This window comes from Brachybacterium kimchii (genome assembly GCF_023373525.1).
In the GTDB taxonomy this organism is placed as follows: domain Bacteria; phylum Actinomycetota; class Actinomycetes; order Actinomycetales; family Dermabacteraceae; genus Brachybacterium; species Brachybacterium kimchii.
The window spans coordinates 41,149-57,600 of record NZ_CP097218.1 but is presented as its reverse complement, the minus strand read 5'-3'; the positions used below and the strand labels follow the sequence as shown (position 1 = coordinate 57,600).

Sequence of the window (16,452 nt, the reverse complement as noted above, 5' to 3'; positions counted from 1 at the left end):
GCGCGCCCGCTTACTGCGCCACCTGGTCGAAGGTGAATTCGGTGGGCTGCTGTGCCTTGTGGGGGTGCTCCGGGCCGGCGTAGACCTTGAGCTTCTTGAGCTGCTGGGTCGCCAGCTTGTTCTTCGGGAGCATCCCGCGGACAGCCTTCTCGACCGCGCGCTCGGGGTAGGTCTCGAGGAGCTCGGAGTAGGGGATGGCGCGGAGGCCGCCCGGGTAGCCGGAGTGGCGGTATGCCAGCTTGGCCTCGCGCTTGTTGCCGGTCAGGGCAACCTTGTCAGCGTTGATGATGATGACGAAGTCGCCTGCATCCACGTGGGGTGCGAAGACCGGCTTGTGCTTTCCCCGCAGGAGCTGAGCAGCCTGGGAAGCGAGCCGGCCGAGGACGACATCCGTTGCGTCGATGACGTACCAGGAGCGCTCGACATCGTCGGGCTTCGGGGTGAACGTACGCACTCGTGCCTTCTTCTCTCGTCGTGTGTGCCCCGCATGGATCAGGGGCGCGCGGATGCACGCCCCTGGGGGCACGATTCGATCTGGACCGTGGACACGCTTCCTTCGGTTAAAGCATGGCCGTCTCGTCGCGCCTGGACCTCGGCCCGTCGGTCGCGGGCCGCGGTGATGAAGCGCGGATCGCTGCTGACGGTGAGACCCTCGATGTGTGTGAGGAACCCTGCTCGCGCCGGCGTGAGCTTCGGCTGCGGTTCGGGTGCACATCTGGGCACGACGACTCGTCATGATAGCCGGGCGGACAGAGGTCGGTCAATGCCGCCCGTGCCTGCCGACCTGCGGGAACGCTCGCTGTGGTCGATTCCACTCCGACCTCTCGCCCGCGCGGCCGCCGGGCCGTCACCCGGGCAGCCGCCGAGCCGTCACCCGCGCAGCCGCCGGGCCGCCTCCGCCTGCGCGGCGAGATCGCCGTCGGCCGGGTACTCGACGCTCTCGAGCGTGAGCCCCTCCGGCGGCGCCATCGGGGCGGCGCCGGGCGTCGTGCGGGTCGCGGCCTCGCGGGTGCGGGCGCGCAGGATCTCGAGCGGACGGTCGCTGCCCCGTCGGCCCTCGCCGACGGCGAGCATCGCGCCCACCAGGGAGCGGACCATGTGGTGGCAGAAGGCGTCGGCCCTCACGGTCGCGACCACCAGGTGCTCGTCGCGCCTGCCCTCGCCGGGGCGCTGCCAGGACAGCTCGCGCAGGGTGCGGATCGTGGTCGCGCCCTCGCGCGGGCGGCAGAAGGACAGGAAGTCGTGCTCGCCCAGGAGTGCGGCGCTCGCCTCCCCCATCGCGCTGACGTCGAGCGGGCGGCGATGGCGCAGCACGTCGCGCCGCAGCGGGTCGTGGACGAGCGGCCCGTCGGAGATGCGGTAGCGGTACGTCCGGGCGATCGCCCCGAAGCGCGCGTCGAAGGCCTCGGGGACCTCTCGCGCGGAGCGGACGACGACATCCGCCGGCAGCACGCCGCCCAGTCGCGCGACGAGGGCGTCGGCGGGAGAGCGGTCGCTGCGCCCGGGAAGCACGGCGACCGCCCGGTCCGGGAGGTCGAGGTGGGTGACCTGGCCCCGGGCGTGGACCCCCGCGTCGGTGCGTCCGGCGACGGTGACCCGGACGTCGGTGCGCGTCACGCGCTGCAGCGCCTCCTCGAGCACTCCCTGCACGGTGCGCTGCCCGGGCTGGGCGGCCCATCCGTGGAAGTCGGTGCCGTCGTAGGCGAGATCGAGGCGCAGACGCATGGGAGCGAGCGTAGTCGTCCCGCTCCCCGGCACCGCCCCGGGCCGGTCACCGGTCGGCCGGTAGGGTGTGCCGCGTGAAGATCCTCGTCATCGGCTCCGGGGGCCGCGAGCACGCCATCGTGCGCCGCCTCTCCCGCGACTCCCCTGCCCCGGTCCTCCACGCCGCTCCCGGGAACCCCGGCATCGGCGACCACGCGACCTGCCACGACGTCGCGCTCGACGACCACGAGGGCCTCCTGGCCCTCGCTCGCGAGCTCGCGGTCGACCTGGTCGTCGTGGGACCCGAGGCGCCGCTGGTCGCGGGCCTCGCGGACGTGCTGCGCGAGGACGGCATCGCCGTCTTCGGGCCGTCGGCCGAGGCGGCCCGCCTCGAGGGGTCGAAGACCTGGGCGAAGGAGATCATGGAGGCCGCGGCCGTGCCCACGGCCCGCTCCGTGTCCGTCTCCTCCGGCGACGCGGTGCTCGCCGGCCTGGACCGGGTGAACCCGCTGCGCGACGTGCCCTTCGTGGTGAAGGCCGACGGCCTCGCCGCGGGCAAGGGCGTCGTGGTCACCGACGACATCGAGCACGCGATCGCGCACGGCCGCGCCGTCATCGGCGCGGGCGGATCCGTCGTCGTCGAGGAGTACCTCGACGGCCCCGAGGTCTCCCTCTTCTGCGTGAGCGACGGGACGCGCGTGGTGCCGCTCGCCCCCGCGCAGGACTTCAAGCGCGCCCTCGACGGCGACGAGGGCCCGAACACGGGCGGCATGGGCGCCTACTCGCCCCTGCCCTGGGCGGACGCGGACCTCGCCCGCGAGGTCGTCGCCGCCGTCGCCCAGCCCACGATCGACGAGCTCGCCCGGCGCGGCACGCCCTTCGTCGGCATCCTCTACTGCGGCCTCGCGCTCACCGCGCGCGGCGTGCGCGTGGTCGAGTTCAACGCGCGCTTCGGCGACCCCGAGACGCAGGTCGTCCTCGAGCGCCTCACCAGCCCCTTCGGCGAGCTGCTGCTCGCGGCCGCGCGCGGCGACCTGAGCGCCGTCGCCGTGCCCACCTGGTCGGACGACGCCGCGGTCACAGTGGTCCTCGCGGCCCCCGGCTATCCCCGCCGGCCCCGCACCGGTGACCACATCTCCGGCTTCGACGAGGCCGCCGCGCAGGGCGCCGTCGTGATCCACGCCGGCACCGACGTCGACCCCGAGGGCCACCTCGTGAGCTCCGGCGGGCGCGTGCTCTCGGTCGTCGGCGTCGGCCCGACCCTCGAGGCCGCGAGGACGCTCGCCTACGCGGGCATCGATCGGATCGACCTCCCCGGCTCGCACCACCGCACGGACATCGCGCAGCAGGCAGCTGCGGATGAGGCGGCCGGGTCAGAGGCGGCCGGGGCATGAGCCCGGCGAGCCCGGACGTCCCGTCGGCCCCGGACCGCGAGCCGCGCTCCGCGCCCCTGATCACCGCCCCCGCCCTGCCGGGATGGGACCACGCGGTGAGCGGCAAGGTCCGCGAGCTCTACGTGCCCGCTGGCGAGGACCTCGCGGGCGCCCGCGAAGTGCTCGTCGTCGCGACCGACCGCATCAGCGCGTACGACTTCTCCCTCGCCCCCGGCATCCCCGACAAGGGACGCGTGCTCACGGGCATCTCGCTGTTCTGGTTCGAGCAGCTGGCGGACATCGTCCCGAACCATGTGATCTCGGCCGATGACGTCCCCGAGCAGGTGCGCGGCCGGGCGCTGCGCTGCCGGGCGCTCGACATGATCCCGCTCGAGTGCGTGGTGCGCGGCTATCTCACGGGCTCGGGCCGCGCGGACTACGAGCGCGACGGCGCCGTCGGCGGCCACACGCTGCCCGCGGGTCTCGTGGAGGCCTCGCGCCTGCCGCGCCCCCTGTTCACCCCGTCGACCAAGGCCGAGCAGGGGGAGCACGACGAGAACATCACCGTCGACCAGGCACGTGAGCGCCTGGGCGGCGACCTCGTCGACCGCCTGGACGAGCTCACGCGCGCCGTCTACGTGCGCGCGCAGCAGATCGCTGCCGAGCGCGGGATCCTGCTCGCGGACACGAAGCTCGAGTTCGGCTTCTCGCGGGCCGACGGCACGCTCACGCTCGGAGACGAGGTGCTCACCCCTGATTCCTCGCGCTTCTGGTCGGCCGACGCCTATCGCGAGGGCGTCGCCCAGCCCAGCCTCGACAAGCAGTTCGTGCGCGACTGGCTGACGTCCGACGCCTCGGGCTGGGACCGGACCTCGGGCCAGGAGCCTCCGGAGCTGCCGCCCGACGTGGTCGCGCAGACCCGCGACCGCTACATCGAGGCGTTCGAGCGCCTGACCGGGCGGGAGTTCGACCCCGAGGGATGAGTCATGCGGGATGTGGGGTGGCGAGAGTCTGAATCCTCGGGCCGCCGGCCCGCGTCACCTCCTCAGCCCCGCGTGCTCCGCTTCCCTCGATTCCACCGCTCGTTCCGCGCTCGCTCCCTCCTGCCTCGTACCGCCTCGCCCTCCCTCGTCGCTCCTCTTCGGCACCCGTCCGGAATGTGACCCAGTTCACTTTCCACATCCGGCTCCTCAGCGCTTCGAATGTCGGTGCCCCCGAGGAGCATGGGTGCATGGACGAGGAAGACCGGGGCGCGGCGACCGCGCGGGCACCGAGGAGCGGCGGGATGACCACCGCCACCTCGGCTTCGGTCACGGCCGATGGTCGGGTCCTCCTGCATCCCCGTCCTGTCGCCTCTGCCGATGTCCCCTCAGCTGGTGCTCCGTCGACCGCCGACGCGGACTCTCCCATCCGTGACGAGCTCCTCGACCTCGGTGCCGTCGCCGACGCGCTCGGCCGGGTCGCGCTCTCGACCGACGCGTCCTTCACGGGCGCCGGATCCGGCCTCGATGCCGCAGCGCTCTCGCAGGTCCTGTCCGTGATCGACCGCGCGCACTCGGCGCTCTCCGCGCTCGAGATGCGGACCATGACGGCACTCGACACGGCCGTGCGCGGTCAAGATATCGCCGAGGGCGCGCCCGCCCGTGACCAGGGCCGCCGCACCGCCGACGAAGTCCGGATGGCATCGCGCATCTCCCCCGCCCTGGCCTCCCGCCGCCTGCGCGCCGGAGAGCGCCTGGTCCGGGAGATGCCGCGCATGTTCGAGGCCCTCGCGTCCGGTGCGATCACCTCCGAGGCGGCCTACGCGATCGGTCGTGCGGCCGGTCCGGTCCAGCCGGATCTCCGCTCAGAGGTCGACGAGGTCCTTGACCAGCACCTGCCGGACCTCGAGGGCGCGAGCACCTCGCGCTGGTCCCGGGAGGTCGATGCGCTCGCACAGACCCTCGACCCGCAGGGCGCTCCGCGCCGCCACCGTTGCGCCGAGCAGGAGCGATCCGTGACCGTGCGCGCCGGAGCGCACGGGATGGGCACCGTGACGGCCCATCTCTCGGGACTCGACTGCCAGGCGATCCGTCGGCGGCTGTCCCTCGAGGCGGAGAAGATGCGCGCCGCCGGCGAGGACCGCACCCACGGCCAGCTCATGGCCGATCTGCTCTCCGACACGATCCTGGGCCGCCACGGCGCCGTCGATCCCGTGACCCTGCAGATCGGCGTCGTCATCTCCGAGCGCGCGCTCTTCTCCCCCGCGCACGGCGAGCCGGCGACGATCGAGGGCTACGGGGTGATCGACGCCGGCCAGGTGCGCGACCACGTGCTCGGCCAGGACATCGATACCCGACGCGAGCGGGCGCACCACTCCCTGCTCGGCGACCCGCCGCAGGCCGAGCCCGCGAAGCCGACCCTCGACGAGGACCTCCCGCTGCCGGACGCGATCGCGGACCTCGTGGACCTCGAGACGCCCGCGCAGCGCCGCACGCAGCAGGTCGACGCGATCACGGCGCACCTGCGCGCGGCGCGGGGCGCCCCGCCCGCGGAGGATCTGCGGGCCCAGGGCCCACCAGGGTCGGGCTCGTCGACGACGGAGCCGTCGAACGACCTCCCCTCCCCCTCCGACGCTTCGCATCCGGACGCGGGCCGCTCCGGCACCGGTGCCGCCGGGCTCAGCCCCGGCGAGCGGTACCGGCGCGCGCTGCAGCTGCTGGAGGCCGAGGAGGGGATGGCCGACGAGCTGCGCCGGCTGTTCACGCATCCCACCACGGGTGAACTGGTGGCGATGGAGTCGCGCTCACGCGCCTTCCCACAGGGTCTCGCTCGCTACATGCGTATCCGCGAGATCCTCTGCGGCGGGCCGTACTGCGACGCCTCGATCCGGCATGCGGACCACATCCGCCCCCACGCCGAGGGCGGGCTGACCAGCGCGCTCAACGGGCAGGCGCTGTGCGCGCACTGCAACCTGACCAAGGAGACGCTGGGCAGCGCCGAGCATGTTCCCGCCGAGGACGGCAGCCACCGCGTCACCTGGACCTCCCGCCTCGGCGCCACGGCGACCGTGACGCCCGGCGCCCAGACCGGGCTTCCGATGTCGCGGACCGCCGTGCAGGCGCACGCGCTGGACGCAGATCCCCGGTCCTGGTTCGATCGCGACGCGGTCGACGGCCAGACCCGCGGGAAAGGCCGCTCCCACCTGCGCCTCCTCATCGAGGAGCCCGAGCTCGAGCCCGTCGAGGACCTCATCGCACGCGACCCCTGCGCGGGGCGCTCCGCCTCCGACGAGGACCGCATGCACCAGGCAGCGATGGACGCCTTCGGCCCAGCCTTCTCCGGCTGCGATGTCGACTGGGACGAGTTCGACATCCTCGATGAGTTCGACCGGCTCGACGCCCTCGGCCGGCCCGACGAAGACCTGGGAGGCCTCCGCTCGTCGGTCCGAGCGCCCAGCGCGTCGGCTCCGGAGCCCAGCACGTGCGCCCGACGACGCGACGCCGGCTGAACGACGCGACGCCGGCCGAGGACACCCGCCCCGCGACCCGGGCGCGCCCCGAGGTCCCGTCACCCCGCGGCAGCGACCTCCACGACTCGCTCACCCTCCGGCCAGTCGCGGACCTCGGTGCCCTCGGGTGCGAGGTTGGTGGACTGGGCGATGAAGATCGTCCGACCCTGCGTGCTGACGACGTTGTCGTGCACCGGCAGCGCGAGCACCGGACGGACCGCACGCAGGAAGTCGATGGTCTCCTGCATCTTCGACCAGGGGGCGACCACGGCGAACGCGAGCACGTCGATGCCCGCGAACTCCGGCACCACCTCGAGGGAATCACCGGTCACGCCGAGCAGCGGCTCGCCCGGGGCGGAGATGACGAGGCCCGAGTTGCCGACCCGAGGGATGTCCGGGTGGATGATCGCATGCTCCCCGCCGACGGCCCCCACCTCGACCGCGCCGACCCGCTCCAGTGCTCCCGCGGGCAGCTCGACCAGCTGATCGGCACCGAGCGCACCCTCGAACGCCCCTCCCGGCAGCTCCCGCTCCCCGCGCAGCCCCGCCGCGGTCTGCGGCTCCGCCAGCACGCGAGCCTCGGGCGAGGCCTCGAGCACGCGGGCGAGCAGCGCGGGCGCGACATGGTCGGCGTGCTGGTGGGTGATGGCGACCGCGTCGTAGGGCCCCGCGGCGAGCACCGCGTCCGGGTCGCTGAACGACCCGGGGTCCACGAGCAGCCGCAGACCCGCGGCCTCGACCGCGAGGCAGGAATGTCCCAGGTGACGGATCTTCATCATGCGCTCCTTCGACGTTCTGGCGGACGCCCCGCGGACACCGTGCGCATCCGCGGTCCGTGCGCCTCTAGGATGAAGGCTCGCACACCGTCGCGCGGGCGCGCACGTGCGCGCTCTCGCTGGTCCGCCGGAGCCCGCCACCCCGACAGGAGAACCCATGCCACGCGTCGTGGTCCACGTCATGCCGAAGCCCGAGATCCTGGACCCCCAGGGCAAGGCGGTCGCCGCCGCGCTCCCCCGGCTGGGCTTCGAGCGGATCGCCTCCGTGCGACAGGGCAAGCGATTCGAGCTCGAGCTCGAGGGCCCGGCCGACGAGGCCGCGCTCGCGCGGGTGCGCGAGGCCGCCGAGACGCTGCTGTCGAACCCCGTCATCGAGGACGTCGTCGCCGTCGAGACCGTCGAGGAGCAGGCCTGATGCGCATCGGCGTCGTCACCTTCCCGGGCACTCTGGACGACCGCGACGCGCTGCGCGCGATCGCGCAGGTGGGCGGCGATCCCGTCGCCCTCTGGCACGGCGAGGACTCCCTGCGGGACGTCGACGCCGTGGTCCTGCCCGGGGGCTTCTCCTACGGCGACTACCTGCGCGCGGGCGCCATCAGCCGCTTCGCCCCGGTCATGGACCGCGTGGTCGACGCCGCGAACGGCGGCATGCCGGTCCTCGGCATCTGCAACGGCTTCCAGATCCTCTGCGAGACGCACCTTCTGCCCGGCTCGATGATCAAGAACGCCCACCGCGCCTTCATCTGCCGCGACCAGCCGCTGCGCGTGGAGAGCACGGCGAGCGCGTGGACCTCGGAGTTCGCCGAGGGCGAGGTCATCCGCATCCCGCTGAAGAACCAGGACGGCCAGTACGTGGCCGACGAGCGCACCCTCGCCCAGCTCGAGGAGGAGGGCCGCGTCGTCTTCCGCTACGTCGCCGGCGCCACGCACGGGCCCGCGGGATTCGAGGAGAACCCCAACGGCTCCCGGCACGACATCGCCGGGGTCCGCAACGAGCGCGGGAACGTCGTCGGCCTCATGCCGCATCCCGAGCACGCGGTCGAGCCTGGCTTCGGCCCCGACGAGCCCGGCCGCGGCACCCGCACCGGTACCGACGGGCGCCGCTTCTTCACCTCGGTGCTGGGGTCGCTGGTCGCCTGACCTGCGCGATCGCGCTTAGGATCCCGCAGCGACCTGCGTCGCCGCTCGTCGCTGCGGGACGTCGTACCGTGCACCCTCCGGTGCGCTCGGCAGGAATGCGAAGACGAGAAGGACGAGCGGGCCGAGGTACGGGATCAGGTTCAGCAGCAGGAAGAGGCCCGAGAAACCGGCGTCGCGCAGACGCCGGCACTGCAGGGACAGGCTCGGCACGATCAGGGCGATCACGAGCATCACCACCAGCATCACGCCGAACACCACCAGCGCCATGCCCGGGCTGTCCCCGAAAGTGGGGCCCATGAACGCGGGCTCTCCTCCCGCCTCCGTCTCCTTCGCCTTCTGCTCGACCCACGCGCTGCCGACCACTCCCCCGATGACGCACAGCAGCACGGGGATGACGAACAGCAGGAGCACCGCGAGCTGGGCCCACCAGAACTCCGAGCGGCTCGCGCGCCCGGAGAACGTCGCGAAGTTCCCCACCATCCGCGAGAGCGCCCGGATCGGTCCGGACACGTGCACGGGCCGGTCGAGCTGCGCTGCGACGCGCTTCGGGACAGGTCGGTTCACGGATCGATCCTCCGGTTCGGACGGGCTGCGAGCATGCTGCCCAGCACCCTAGCGGAGCAGGCGCCGGCAGCGGTCGATCGGCCCGGTATGGGGACCGGGATCCGGACCGGGACCGGGGCCCGGTCGGCGCGGGCCCCGCGTCACTCCGCGGGCGGCCCCGCGATCGCCCTCAGGTTCGCCAGGTGATCGCGCCAGCGGCGCAGCCCGTCCTTGGTGAGCGAGAGGGTGGTGCGCGGACGCTTGCCCACGAATCCCTTCGCGGCCTTCACGAACCCCGCCCCTTCGAGCTCGGTGATCTGTTTGGAGAGCACCGAGTCACTGACCTGCAGCTCGTCGCGCAGCTCGCCGAAGGCGATCGACTCGACGGGCGCGAGAGCCGCGACGATCGAGAACCGGACCGGATGCGCGAGCTCGGACTCGAGGTGGAAGCGGGGGTGGTCCTTCGCGGTCGCGCTCATCGCGCCTGCACCTCCTCGCGCCCTGCTCCCCGGCGGCCGCGCGTCTTGAGGGCCGCGGCCTCGCCGGTGACGGCGATGACGAACAGGACGAAGAACAGCGGGGCGATGACGAAGGCGAGCGTCGTGGTCGCGAGGATCATCCCGGCGATCCAGAGCACGCCCCAGACCGCCATCAGCGCGACCCAGCGACGCCCCAGTCCGCGACGCCAGCGGTCGCGGAAGATCCACAGCGGGACAATCGCGACGCCCACCCAGACCAGGGAGAACACGAGCACGAGCAGGTTCGGGGAGAAGTCGGTCGACTCGGGCACGAGCGCCGCCAGGTGCAGGCCGATCACCGCGAAGGCGCCGATCACGCACAGCATGCCGAAGGTGATGAAGGCCGCCGGGATGGCGGCCGGGAGGGTGCGGGAGCGCCCCTCGGCCTCGGCGAGGAGCCGGCGGGCCTGGTGGTCGTCGGGTGCGCCCGGCGCGTCGCTCGGGACGGGGTCCGGGGTCCTGTCGTTCGCGGTGCTCATGGCGGGTTCCTCTCGTCGTGGTCCTCCCGCGCCCTGGGTCGGGGCTGCGGCGTCATCGCTCGGGGCCTCTCGACCGCCGATGCACACATCACATCAAGTACTTTCCATTTCGTCAAGTACTTTCTGAAGACCCGACCCTTGTGCGGGTGCCGTCTCCGCACCCCTCGGGGCTCCGTTCCGGGGCCCCGAGGGGCGGCCCGTACGATGACCCGGTGACCTCCCCGCGCATCCCGCTCCTGCTCGACTGCGACACCGGCATCGACGACGCCATCGCCCTGACGTACCTGGCCAGCAGGCCGGAGGTCGAGTTCGCGGGCATCGTCTCGACGGCGGGGAACGTGACCACGGAGCACGTGCTCGACAACAATCTCGCGCTCGCCGACATGCTCGGGCTCGATGCCCCGGTGGCCCGCGGGGCCGACGCACCGCTCGTGCAGGAGCTGATGACGGCCGAGGACACCCACGGCCCCACCGGCATGGGCCACGCGCAGCTGCCCGCGACGACCCGCTCGGCCGATCCCCGCAGCGGCGCGCAGCTCTGGGTCGACGCGGCACGCGCGCGTCCCGGAGCGCTCGTCGGCCTGGTCCTCGGCCCGCACACGAACCTCGCGCTCGCCCTCGAGATCGAGCCCGAGCTGCCGCAGCTGCTCTCGCGCCTGCACATCATGGGCGGTGCGATCAACCATCGCGGCAACACCCTGCCCACCACCGAGTGGAACATCGCCGTGGACCCCGAGGCCGCCCAGCGGGTGCTCGCGGCCTTCTCCTCGGCGCCCCGGAGACCCGTGCTCGCGCCGCTCGACGCGACCGAGTCGGTGCGCTTCACGCAGGAGACCCTCGACGCCCTGCGGGCGATCTCCGATCATCCGGTGATCGCGGCCCTCGCCGAGGCGCTGCGCTGGTACTTCGAGTTCCACGAGGCCGACGGCTTCGGCTGGATGGCGCACGTGCACGACCCGCTGGTCGCGGCGCACGCCCTCGTGCCGGAGCTCGCGAGGACGGCTCCGCTCGCCGTCGACGTCGAGCTCGAGGGCACGCTGACCCGGGGCCAGACCGTCGGCGACTGGCTGGGCCGCTGGGGCAGGGAGCCGAACGTCGACGTGATGACCGAGGTCGACGCGGACTGCTTCGTCGCGCACCTGCTGGCGGTGCTCCGGGCGCGCTTCGGCGCCTGAACTGCGCCGGTCCTCCCCGTGCTCCGTTCAGCCGCGCCGTCTCGCCCGCGCTCTGCTCAGCCCCGCAGGTCCACTCAGCCCCGCGTGGACTGCAGCACGGTGAAACGCCGGTCCCGAGCGCGCTGGCGGACGGGGCCGACGCGATGCTCGAGCTCGCTGCGGTAGCGCAGATGGGAGTTGTGGACGAACCACAGCTCGCCGCCGGGACGCAGCACGCGGGCCACGGCGTCGAGCAGACCGTGCACGAGCGTCGCGTCCACGGCGGTGCCGTCGTGGAACGGCGGGTTCAGCAGCACGAGGTCCGCGCTGCCCGCCGCCTGGCCCGCGAGCGAGGACTCCCAGAGCACGCGCACAGCAGGCCCTGCCTCTTCGCCTGCGCCTTCATCGCCGGCCGCACCCGCGTCCGCATCCGCATCCGCATCGAGCGTCGCGCGCGTGGAGGCGACGGCGTCGAGGTCGTCGTCGGTCGCGAGGACTCGCGCCTCGGGGAACGCACGCCGCAGGTAGGCGGTCAGCAGCCCGTTGCCGCAGCCCAGATCCACGGCGGCGAGAGCACCGCCGCCGACAGCGCCCGACATGTCTGCCGTGCCCCGCGTTCCCGGCGCGTCTCCCGCGCCCTCCGCGGCCGCCGCCCCGGCGACCTCGCCCGCGAGCACCGCGCGATCGAGGGCGTCGAGCAGCAGCAGGCTGCCCGCGTCGGCCGACGCTCCCCCGAACACCCCGCCGATGCCGCGCAGCGGGACCCGGACCTGCTCGCCGCGGACGAGGACGTCGGCGCCGCCCTCGTGGACGGGCGCCGACCGTCCCTCGGCGCGCGGAGCACGAGCGACCAGAGCCCGGGACTTGCCGATCCCGCGCGTCGCGTGGACCTCGTCGAACGCGCCGGCCAGGACGTCGTTCTGGGTGCGCGTCATGTGCTTGACGCGCCCTCCCGCGACGAGGGCGGGCACTCCGGCGCGGGCGAGCGCGTGCGCGCGATGGTCCAGGGCGGCGAGCGCCTTGGGCAGTCGCGCCAGGGCAACCTGCGGGGTGCTCCCCTCGAGCAGCCCGCCGATGTCCTCGGGAGTGCCGTCGAGTCCCGCGATCACGAGCCGCCCCTCCCTGCGCGCTTCCGCGTGCGCCTCGGCGAGCGCGAGCGCCCGCTGTGCGGAGGCCTCGTGCACGAGGACCCGGGAGGGGCCGCTCGCGACCTCCTCCAGGGCGGCGGAGGTCAGCGCGCCGGTGGCGTCGTCCAGGATCACCAGGTCGCCGCGGTCGAGCGGTCCCAGCTCCGCACGGGCGCTCTCGAGGATGACGCGATCGGTCTGGTCGGCGCGGTCGTCGCCGGGGGCAGGCGATGCAGCAGGTGCGGGAGAGGTGGAGTCCATCCGGTCAGTCTGTCGCCTCGATGCACCCCGGTCCACTCCCGCGGCCCGACCGCCGGCCGGAGGTGCTCAGGCACTCACCCGCGGTCGGCCGGGCTCACCTCGAGGGTGAAGTGCCGACGGGCGGGCTTCCCGCTGCGCGCCGACTTCCAGCCCACGCAGCGGGTGGTGCCGTCCTCGTCGTCCTCGTAGCGCACGAGCACGGTGCCGGGCAGCGTCACGGGCGCCTCGAAGCGCACGTCCCACTGCAGGGGTCGGGTGAGGTCGGGGCGCGACTCGGTGAAGGCGCGCGAGGCCGTGAACATCCCGTGGGCGATCGCGCGGGGGAACCCGAAGGCGCGTGCCGAGAGCGCGGACATGTGGATCGGGTTCGCGTCGCCCGAGACCTCCGCATAACGGCGGCCCGTGCCCGCATCCAGGTGCCAGCGGCCCGTCGGGGCCGGCGGGACGAAGTCGCGGCGCGAACGGCCGGAGGAGCCCTCGCCCGATCCCGACCGGCTCCCCGGTCCCGCCCCCTCGCCGGATCCCGAGCCCTCGCCCCCGCCCTTGGCCAGGTACGTCGAGACGTCGGTCGCGACGATCTCGCCGTCCGCGGAGAGGAACGTCGTCACCGCCTCGAAGGTGCGGCCCCTGCGGTGGGGCCGCAGATCGCGGGTGCGGCACTCGACGTCCACGAGCTCCCCGACCCGCACAGGCCGATGCTGCAGCAGGCGGTTCTCGGTGTGCACGAGCCCGAGCAGGCCCACGGGGAAGTCCGAGCGGGCCATCAGCGAGAGGCTCACGGGGAAGGCGAGCACGTGGAGCACGCCCGGGTGGACGAGGTCGGTCGCGGCTCCGCCCATCAGGTGGTCGAAGGCCGCGGCCCGCGCCGGATCGATCCGCACGCGGCGCACGCGGTGGGCGACCTCGGGCAGCTCGCGCGAGCGCCGGGCGCCGGGCCGACGGCTCAGCGCCGCCGCGTAGACGGCGGGGAACGAGGGGACGTCGGCGAGGTCCCGGATCCTCTCCCCCTGCTGCAGGGCGTCCTTTCCCTTCCGCGCGGTGCTCCCGGTGCTCCCCGTGCGCTCGACGCTCCCCGCGCTCTCGGTGTTCTCCCTGCTCATCGGCCCACCAGGTTCTGGCCGCACACGCGCACGGTCTGCCCGCGCACGCCGCCCGCGCCGGGCGAGGCGAGGAAGCCGATGGTCTCGGCCACGTCGAGCGGGAGGCCGCCCTGCTGCAGCGAGTTCGCACGCCGGGCGATCTCGCGCTGCAGCGGCGGGATCTTCGCGGTCATGTCGGTCTCGATGAAGCCCGGCGCGACGGCGTTCGCGGTCCCGCGCTCGCCGAGCCGGCGCGCGAGGGCGTCGACGAAGGCCATCACGCCGGCCTTCGAGGTCGCGTAGTTCGCCTGTCCGCGATTGCCCGCGATGCCGCTCGTCGAGGCCAGCGAGACGACCCGGAGATCGGACCCGACGACGGGCTCGTCGCTGGACAGCAGCGCCTCGGCGAGGGCGATCTGGCTCGAGATGTTGACGGCGATCACGGCGTCCCAGCGGTCCGCCGTCATGTTCGCGAACATCTTGTCGCGGGTGATGCCCGCGTTGAGCACGAGCACGTCGAGCACGATGCCGCGCTCGCGCAGGAAGGCGATGACGCGGTCGCCGGCCTGCGCCGAGGTCACGTCGAGCTGCAGCGGGGTCGCGCGCAGCTCGTTCGCGACACCGCTCAGCTCGCTGCCGGAGGCGGGCACGTCCAGGAGCACGAGCTCGGCGCCGAGTCCGGCGAGGGTGCGGGAGATGGCCGCGCCGATGCCGCGCGCGGCCCCGGTGACCAGCGCGGTGCGTCCCGCGAGGGGTCGTTCCCAGTCCTCCGGGAGGGCGCCGTCCTGGCGCGCGACGCCGACGATCTGCCCGTCGACGAAGGCGCTGCGGGCCGAGAGCAGGAAGCGCAGGGTGCTCACCACTCCGGGGGCCGTCAGCGGCACCCCGTCGGCGACCTGGATGCCGTTCGCGGTGCCGCCCTTGCGCATCTCGTGGCCGAGCGTGCGCACGAACCCCTCGACGCCGCCGCGCACGGCATCCCGGGCGAGGTCCTCGCCCGTCGGCGGGCGCGAGATCGTCACCACCCGCGAGCCGGGCAGCAGAGAGCGCATGGCGCCCGCCAGGGGCAGCACGGTCGTGCCGAGGTCGGCGGGCTTCGCCAGGTCGTCGAGCACCACGACCACGGAGCCGACGGTCGAGGTCTCCTCGAAGCGTCGACGCACGTCGGCGCCCCAGTCCAGGAGCAGAGCCGCGACCTCGTCGGCCCCGGGCGAGGCGCCGAGGACGACGACGGGACCGAGGACCGGCTGCGGTCGATCGGCGTGGCGCGGGAGGCGCGGCGGGTTCGGCAGGCCCGTCCGCTTGACGAGCGGTCGCCCCAGGGGGGAGCGGGTGAATCGGGTGTAGGCGTCGGTCATCGACGCTCTCCTCTCTGTGCGGGGCGGGTCACTCGCCGTCGGACTCGAGCAGGACCACGGTCCCCTGCCCGCCGGCGGCGCACACGGAGACGAGGCCCCGCTGGACGGCGCCCTTCTCGCGGGCGCGGGCGTGCAGGAGCTTCGCGAGGGTCGCGATGATGCGGCCGCCGGTCGCGGCGAAGGGGTGGCCGGCGGCGAGGGAGGATCCGGCGATGTTCAGCCGGCTGCGGTCCACGGTGCCGTAGGCGCCGTCGCGGCCGAGGCGCTCGCGCCCGAACTCCTCGGACTCCCAGGCGGCGAGGGTGGTCAGGACCGTCGAGGCGAAGGCCTCGTGGATCTCGATCAGGTCGAGGTCGTCGAGGCCCAGACCGTGCGCGTCGAGCAGGGCGGGGACGGCATAGGCGGGGGCCATGAGCAGGCCCTCGTCGCCGTGCACGTAGTCGACGGCGGCGGCGCGCGTGTCGACGATCCGCGCCAGCGGCGTGTGCCCGTGCTCGGCCGCCCATTCGCGGCTGGAGACCAGCACGCTCGAGGCGCCGTCGGACAGGGGCGTGGAGTTGCCGGCGGTCATCGTCGGCTCGGCCACGGCGGGGTTCGAGGTGCCGAAGACGGGCTTCAGCTTCGCGAGCTTCTCCATCGAGGAGTCGGGGCGCAGGTTCTCGTCGCGTCCCAGTCCGCGGTAGCCCGTGACCAGGTCGTCGAGCAGCCCCGCCTGGTACGCGGCGGCGAGGTTCCGATGGCTGGCGAGCGCGAGCTCGTCCTGCGCCTCGCGGGTGATGCCCCACTGCGAGGTGGTGATGGCCTGGTGCTCGCCCATCGACATGCCGGTGCGCGGCTCGGCGTTGCGCGGAGGCAGCGGCGCGAGATCGCCGGGGCGCAGCGCCGCCAGGGTCTTCGCGCGCTGCATGGGCGTGCGGGCGCGGCTGAGGCGGTGCAGCAGGCGGCGCAGGCGCACCGAGACCTCGATGGGCGCGTCGGACGCGGAGTCGACGCCGCAGGCCACGCCCACGTCGATCTGTCCGAGCCGGATCCGGTTGCTCACGTGCATCACCGTCTCCAGGCCCGTCGCGCACGCCTTCGACATGTCGACGGCGGGGGTGCGCGCGTCGAGCGGCGTGCCCAGCACGCACTCGCGCGTGAGGTTGAGGTCCCCGGCGAGCTTGAGCACGGCGCCGCCGGCGACCTCGCCGAGCTGCGCGCCCTGGAGGCCGAAGCGGGCGACGAGCCCGTCGAGCGCGGCGGTGAGCATGTCCTGCTCGGAGACGCCCGCGTAGGCGCCGCCGGAGCGGGCGAAGGGCAGGCGGTTGCCGCCGAGGACCACGGCGTCGCGCGGGGACCCGGCGGTGCCGGGGTCGGTGCGGGTGGAGTCGGTCGGGGACGCGGGAGCGTCGGTCACGGGACACCTCTTCGGGTCTGCGAGTCGGGAGCGGCGCTGTCGCGGGCGGACGAG

Annotated in this window: 16 protein-coding genes; 6 read left to right on the top strand and 10 right to left on the bottom strand. The window is 73.7% G+C overall.

Going from position 1 to position 16,452, the window contains the following annotated elements:
- Positions 1-10: 10 nt before the first annotated feature.
- Both rplM and truA read right to left on the bottom strand, forming a co-directional pair.
- Complete coding sequence (rplM, locus tag M4486_RS00320) at positions 11-454, bottom strand: 50S ribosomal protein L13 (protein WP_200501839.1); 444 nt, start codon at positions 452-454, stop codon at positions 11-13.
- Between the two features lie 416 nt (positions 455-870).
- Entirely contained in the window at positions 871-1,725 is an 855-nt protein-coding gene (gene truA, locus M4486_RS00315) for a tRNA pseudouridine(38-40) synthase TruA (RefSeq protein WP_249479009.1), read from the bottom strand.
- A gap of 74 nt (positions 1,726-1,799) precedes the next feature.
- On the opposite strand from truA, the gene purD reads away from it, so the two are divergent.
- The 3 genes from purD (at position 1,800) to M4486_RS00300 (ending at position 6,567) form a co-directional block, all read left to right on the top strand.
- Positions 1,800-3,098 (top strand): phosphoribosylamine--glycine ligase, encoded by a 1,299-nt coding sequence (purD, locus tag M4486_RS00310; RefSeq protein WP_249479008.1) that lies wholly within the window; start codon positions 1,800-1,802, stop codon positions 3,096-3,098.
- Positions 3,095-4,060, top strand: a complete 966-nt coding sequence (locus tag M4486_RS00305; protein WP_249479006.1) for a phosphoribosylaminoimidazolesuccinocarboxamide synthase — start codon at positions 3,095-3,097, stop codon at positions 4,058-4,060. The genes purD and M4486_RS00305 overlap by 4 nt, the downstream gene beginning before the upstream one ends.
- Positions 4,061-4,362: 302 nt before the next feature.
- On the top strand, positions 4,363-6,567 hold the full coding sequence (locus tag M4486_RS00300; RefSeq protein ID WP_249479004.1) for an HNH endonuclease: 2,205 nt from the start codon (positions 4,363-4,365) through the stop codon (positions 6,565-6,567).
- Positions 6,568-6,626: 59 nt separating this feature from the next.
- Here M4486_RS00300 and M4486_RS00295 read toward each other — a convergent pair whose 3' ends face one another.
- Positions 6,627-7,346, bottom strand: a complete 720-nt coding sequence (locus M4486_RS00295) for an MBL fold metallo-hydrolase (protein ID WP_249479002.1) — start codon at positions 7,344-7,346, stop codon at positions 6,627-6,629.
- 154 nt (positions 7,347-7,500) lie between these two features.
- Between M4486_RS00295 and purS the strand changes: the two genes are divergently transcribed.
- Together purS and purQ are read left to right on the top strand one after the other, a co-directional pair.
- Positions 7,501-7,758: a phosphoribosylformylglycinamidine synthase subunit PurS gene (gene purS / locus M4486_RS00290; protein WP_249479000.1), complete on the top strand. Its 258-nt coding sequence runs from the start codon at positions 7,501-7,503 to the stop codon at positions 7,756-7,758.
- Entirely contained in the window at positions 7,758-8,483 is a 726-nt protein-coding gene (gene purQ / locus M4486_RS00285) for a phosphoribosylformylglycinamidine synthase subunit PurQ (protein ID WP_249478999.1), read from the top strand. The genes purS and purQ overlap by 1 nt, the downstream gene beginning before the upstream one ends.
- Positions 8,484-8,498: 15 nt before the next feature.
- Here purQ and M4486_RS00280 read toward each other — a convergent pair whose 3' ends face one another.
- The 3 genes from M4486_RS00280 to M4486_RS00270 all read right to left on the bottom strand — a co-directional run bounded on the left by M4486_RS00280 (position 8,499) and on the right by M4486_RS00270 (position 10,023).
- Positions 8,499-9,047 carry a DUF805 domain-containing protein gene (locus tag M4486_RS00280; protein ID WP_249478997.1) on the bottom strand — a complete coding sequence of 183 codons (549 nt, stop codon included), beginning with the start codon at positions 9,045-9,047 and terminating at the stop codon, positions 8,499-8,501.
- 140 nt (positions 9,048-9,187) lie between these two features.
- Positions 9,188-9,505 (bottom strand): winged helix-turn-helix domain-containing protein, encoded by a 318-nt coding sequence (locus tag M4486_RS00275; RefSeq protein ID WP_249478995.1) that lies wholly within the window; start codon positions 9,503-9,505, stop codon positions 9,188-9,190.
- Positions 9,502-10,023, bottom strand: coding sequence for a hypothetical protein (locus M4486_RS00270; protein ID WP_249478994.1), 522 nt, complete (start codon positions 10,021-10,023; stop codon positions 9,502-9,504). Before M4486_RS00270 ends, M4486_RS00275 begins: the two co-directional genes overlap by 4 nt.
- A gap of 212 nt (positions 10,024-10,235) precedes the next feature.
- Between M4486_RS00270 and M4486_RS00265 the strand changes: the two genes are divergently transcribed.
- Positions 10,236-11,198, top strand: coding sequence for a nucleoside hydrolase (locus M4486_RS00265; RefSeq protein ID WP_249478992.1), 963 nt, complete (start codon positions 10,236-10,238; stop codon positions 11,196-11,198).
- A 74-nt stretch (positions 11,199-11,272) separates the two neighbouring features.
- Here M4486_RS00265 and M4486_RS00260 read toward each other — a convergent pair whose 3' ends face one another.
- The 4 genes from M4486_RS00260 to M4486_RS00245 form a co-directional block, all read right to left on the bottom strand.
- Positions 11,273-12,565 carry a class I SAM-dependent methyltransferase gene (locus tag M4486_RS00260; protein WP_249478991.1) on the bottom strand — a complete coding sequence of 431 codons (1,293 nt, stop codon included), beginning with the start codon at positions 12,563-12,565 and terminating at the stop codon, positions 11,273-11,275.
- A 74-nt stretch (positions 12,566-12,639) separates the two neighbouring features.
- Positions 12,640-13,665: a MaoC/PaaZ C-terminal domain-containing protein gene (locus M4486_RS00255; RefSeq protein ID WP_249478989.1), complete on the bottom strand. Its 1,026-nt coding sequence runs from the start codon at positions 13,663-13,665 to the stop codon at positions 12,640-12,642.
- Positions 13,662-15,002, bottom strand: a complete 1,341-nt coding sequence (locus tag M4486_RS00250) for a 3-oxoacyl-ACP reductase (protein WP_249478988.1) — start codon at positions 15,000-15,002, stop codon at positions 13,662-13,664. Before M4486_RS00250 ends, M4486_RS00255 begins: the two co-directional genes overlap by 4 nt.
- Before the next feature lie 28 nt (positions 15,003-15,030).
- On the bottom strand, positions 15,031-16,398 hold the full coding sequence (locus M4486_RS00245; RefSeq protein ID WP_249478987.1) for an acetyl-CoA C-acetyltransferase: 1,368 nt from the start codon (positions 16,396-16,398) through the stop codon (positions 15,031-15,033).
- Positions 16,399-16,452: the final 54 nt, after the last annotated feature.

Bases quoted from the DNA above. Each gene is read 5' to 3' on its own strand.
- M4486_RS00255 (WP_249478989.1), bottom strand. From the start codon at position 13,665: ATGAGCAGGGAGAACACCGAGAGCGCGGGGAGCGTCGAGCGCACGGGG.
- M4486_RS00260 (WP_249478991.1), bottom strand. From the start codon at position 12,565: ATGGACTCCACCTCTCCCGCACCTGCTGCATCGCCTGCCCCCGGCGAC.
- purQ (WP_249478999.1), top strand. From the start codon at position 7,758: ATGCGCATCGGCGTCGTCACCTTCCCGGGCACTCTGGACGACCGCGAC.
- M4486_RS00295 (WP_249479002.1), bottom strand. From the start codon at position 7,346: ATGATGAAGATCCGTCACCTGGGACATTCCTGCCTCGCGGTCGAGGCC.
- M4486_RS00305 (WP_249479006.1), top strand. From the start codon at position 3,095: ATGAGCCCGGCGAGCCCGGACGTCCCGTCGGCCCCGGACCGCGAGCCG.
- M4486_RS00270 (WP_249478994.1), bottom strand. From the start codon at position 10,023: ATGAGCACCGCGAACGACAGGACCCCGGACCCCGTCCCGAGCGACGCG.
- M4486_RS00250 (WP_249478988.1), bottom strand. From the start codon at position 15,002: ATGACCGACGCCTACACCCGATTCACCCGCTCCCCCCTGGGGCGACCG.
- truA (WP_249479009.1), bottom strand. From the start codon at position 1,725: ATGCGTCTGCGCCTCGATCTCGCCTACGACGGCACCGACTTCCACGGA.
- purS (WP_249479000.1), top strand. From the start codon at position 7,501: ATGCCACGCGTCGTGGTCCACGTCATGCCGAAGCCCGAGATCCTGGAC.
- M4486_RS00300 (WP_249479004.1), top strand. From the start codon at position 4,363: ATGACCACCGCCACCTCGGCTTCGGTCACGGCCGATGGTCGGGTCCTC.
- M4486_RS00275 (WP_249478995.1), bottom strand. From the start codon at position 9,505: ATGAGCGCGACCGCGAAGGACCACCCCCGCTTCCACCTCGAGTCCGAG.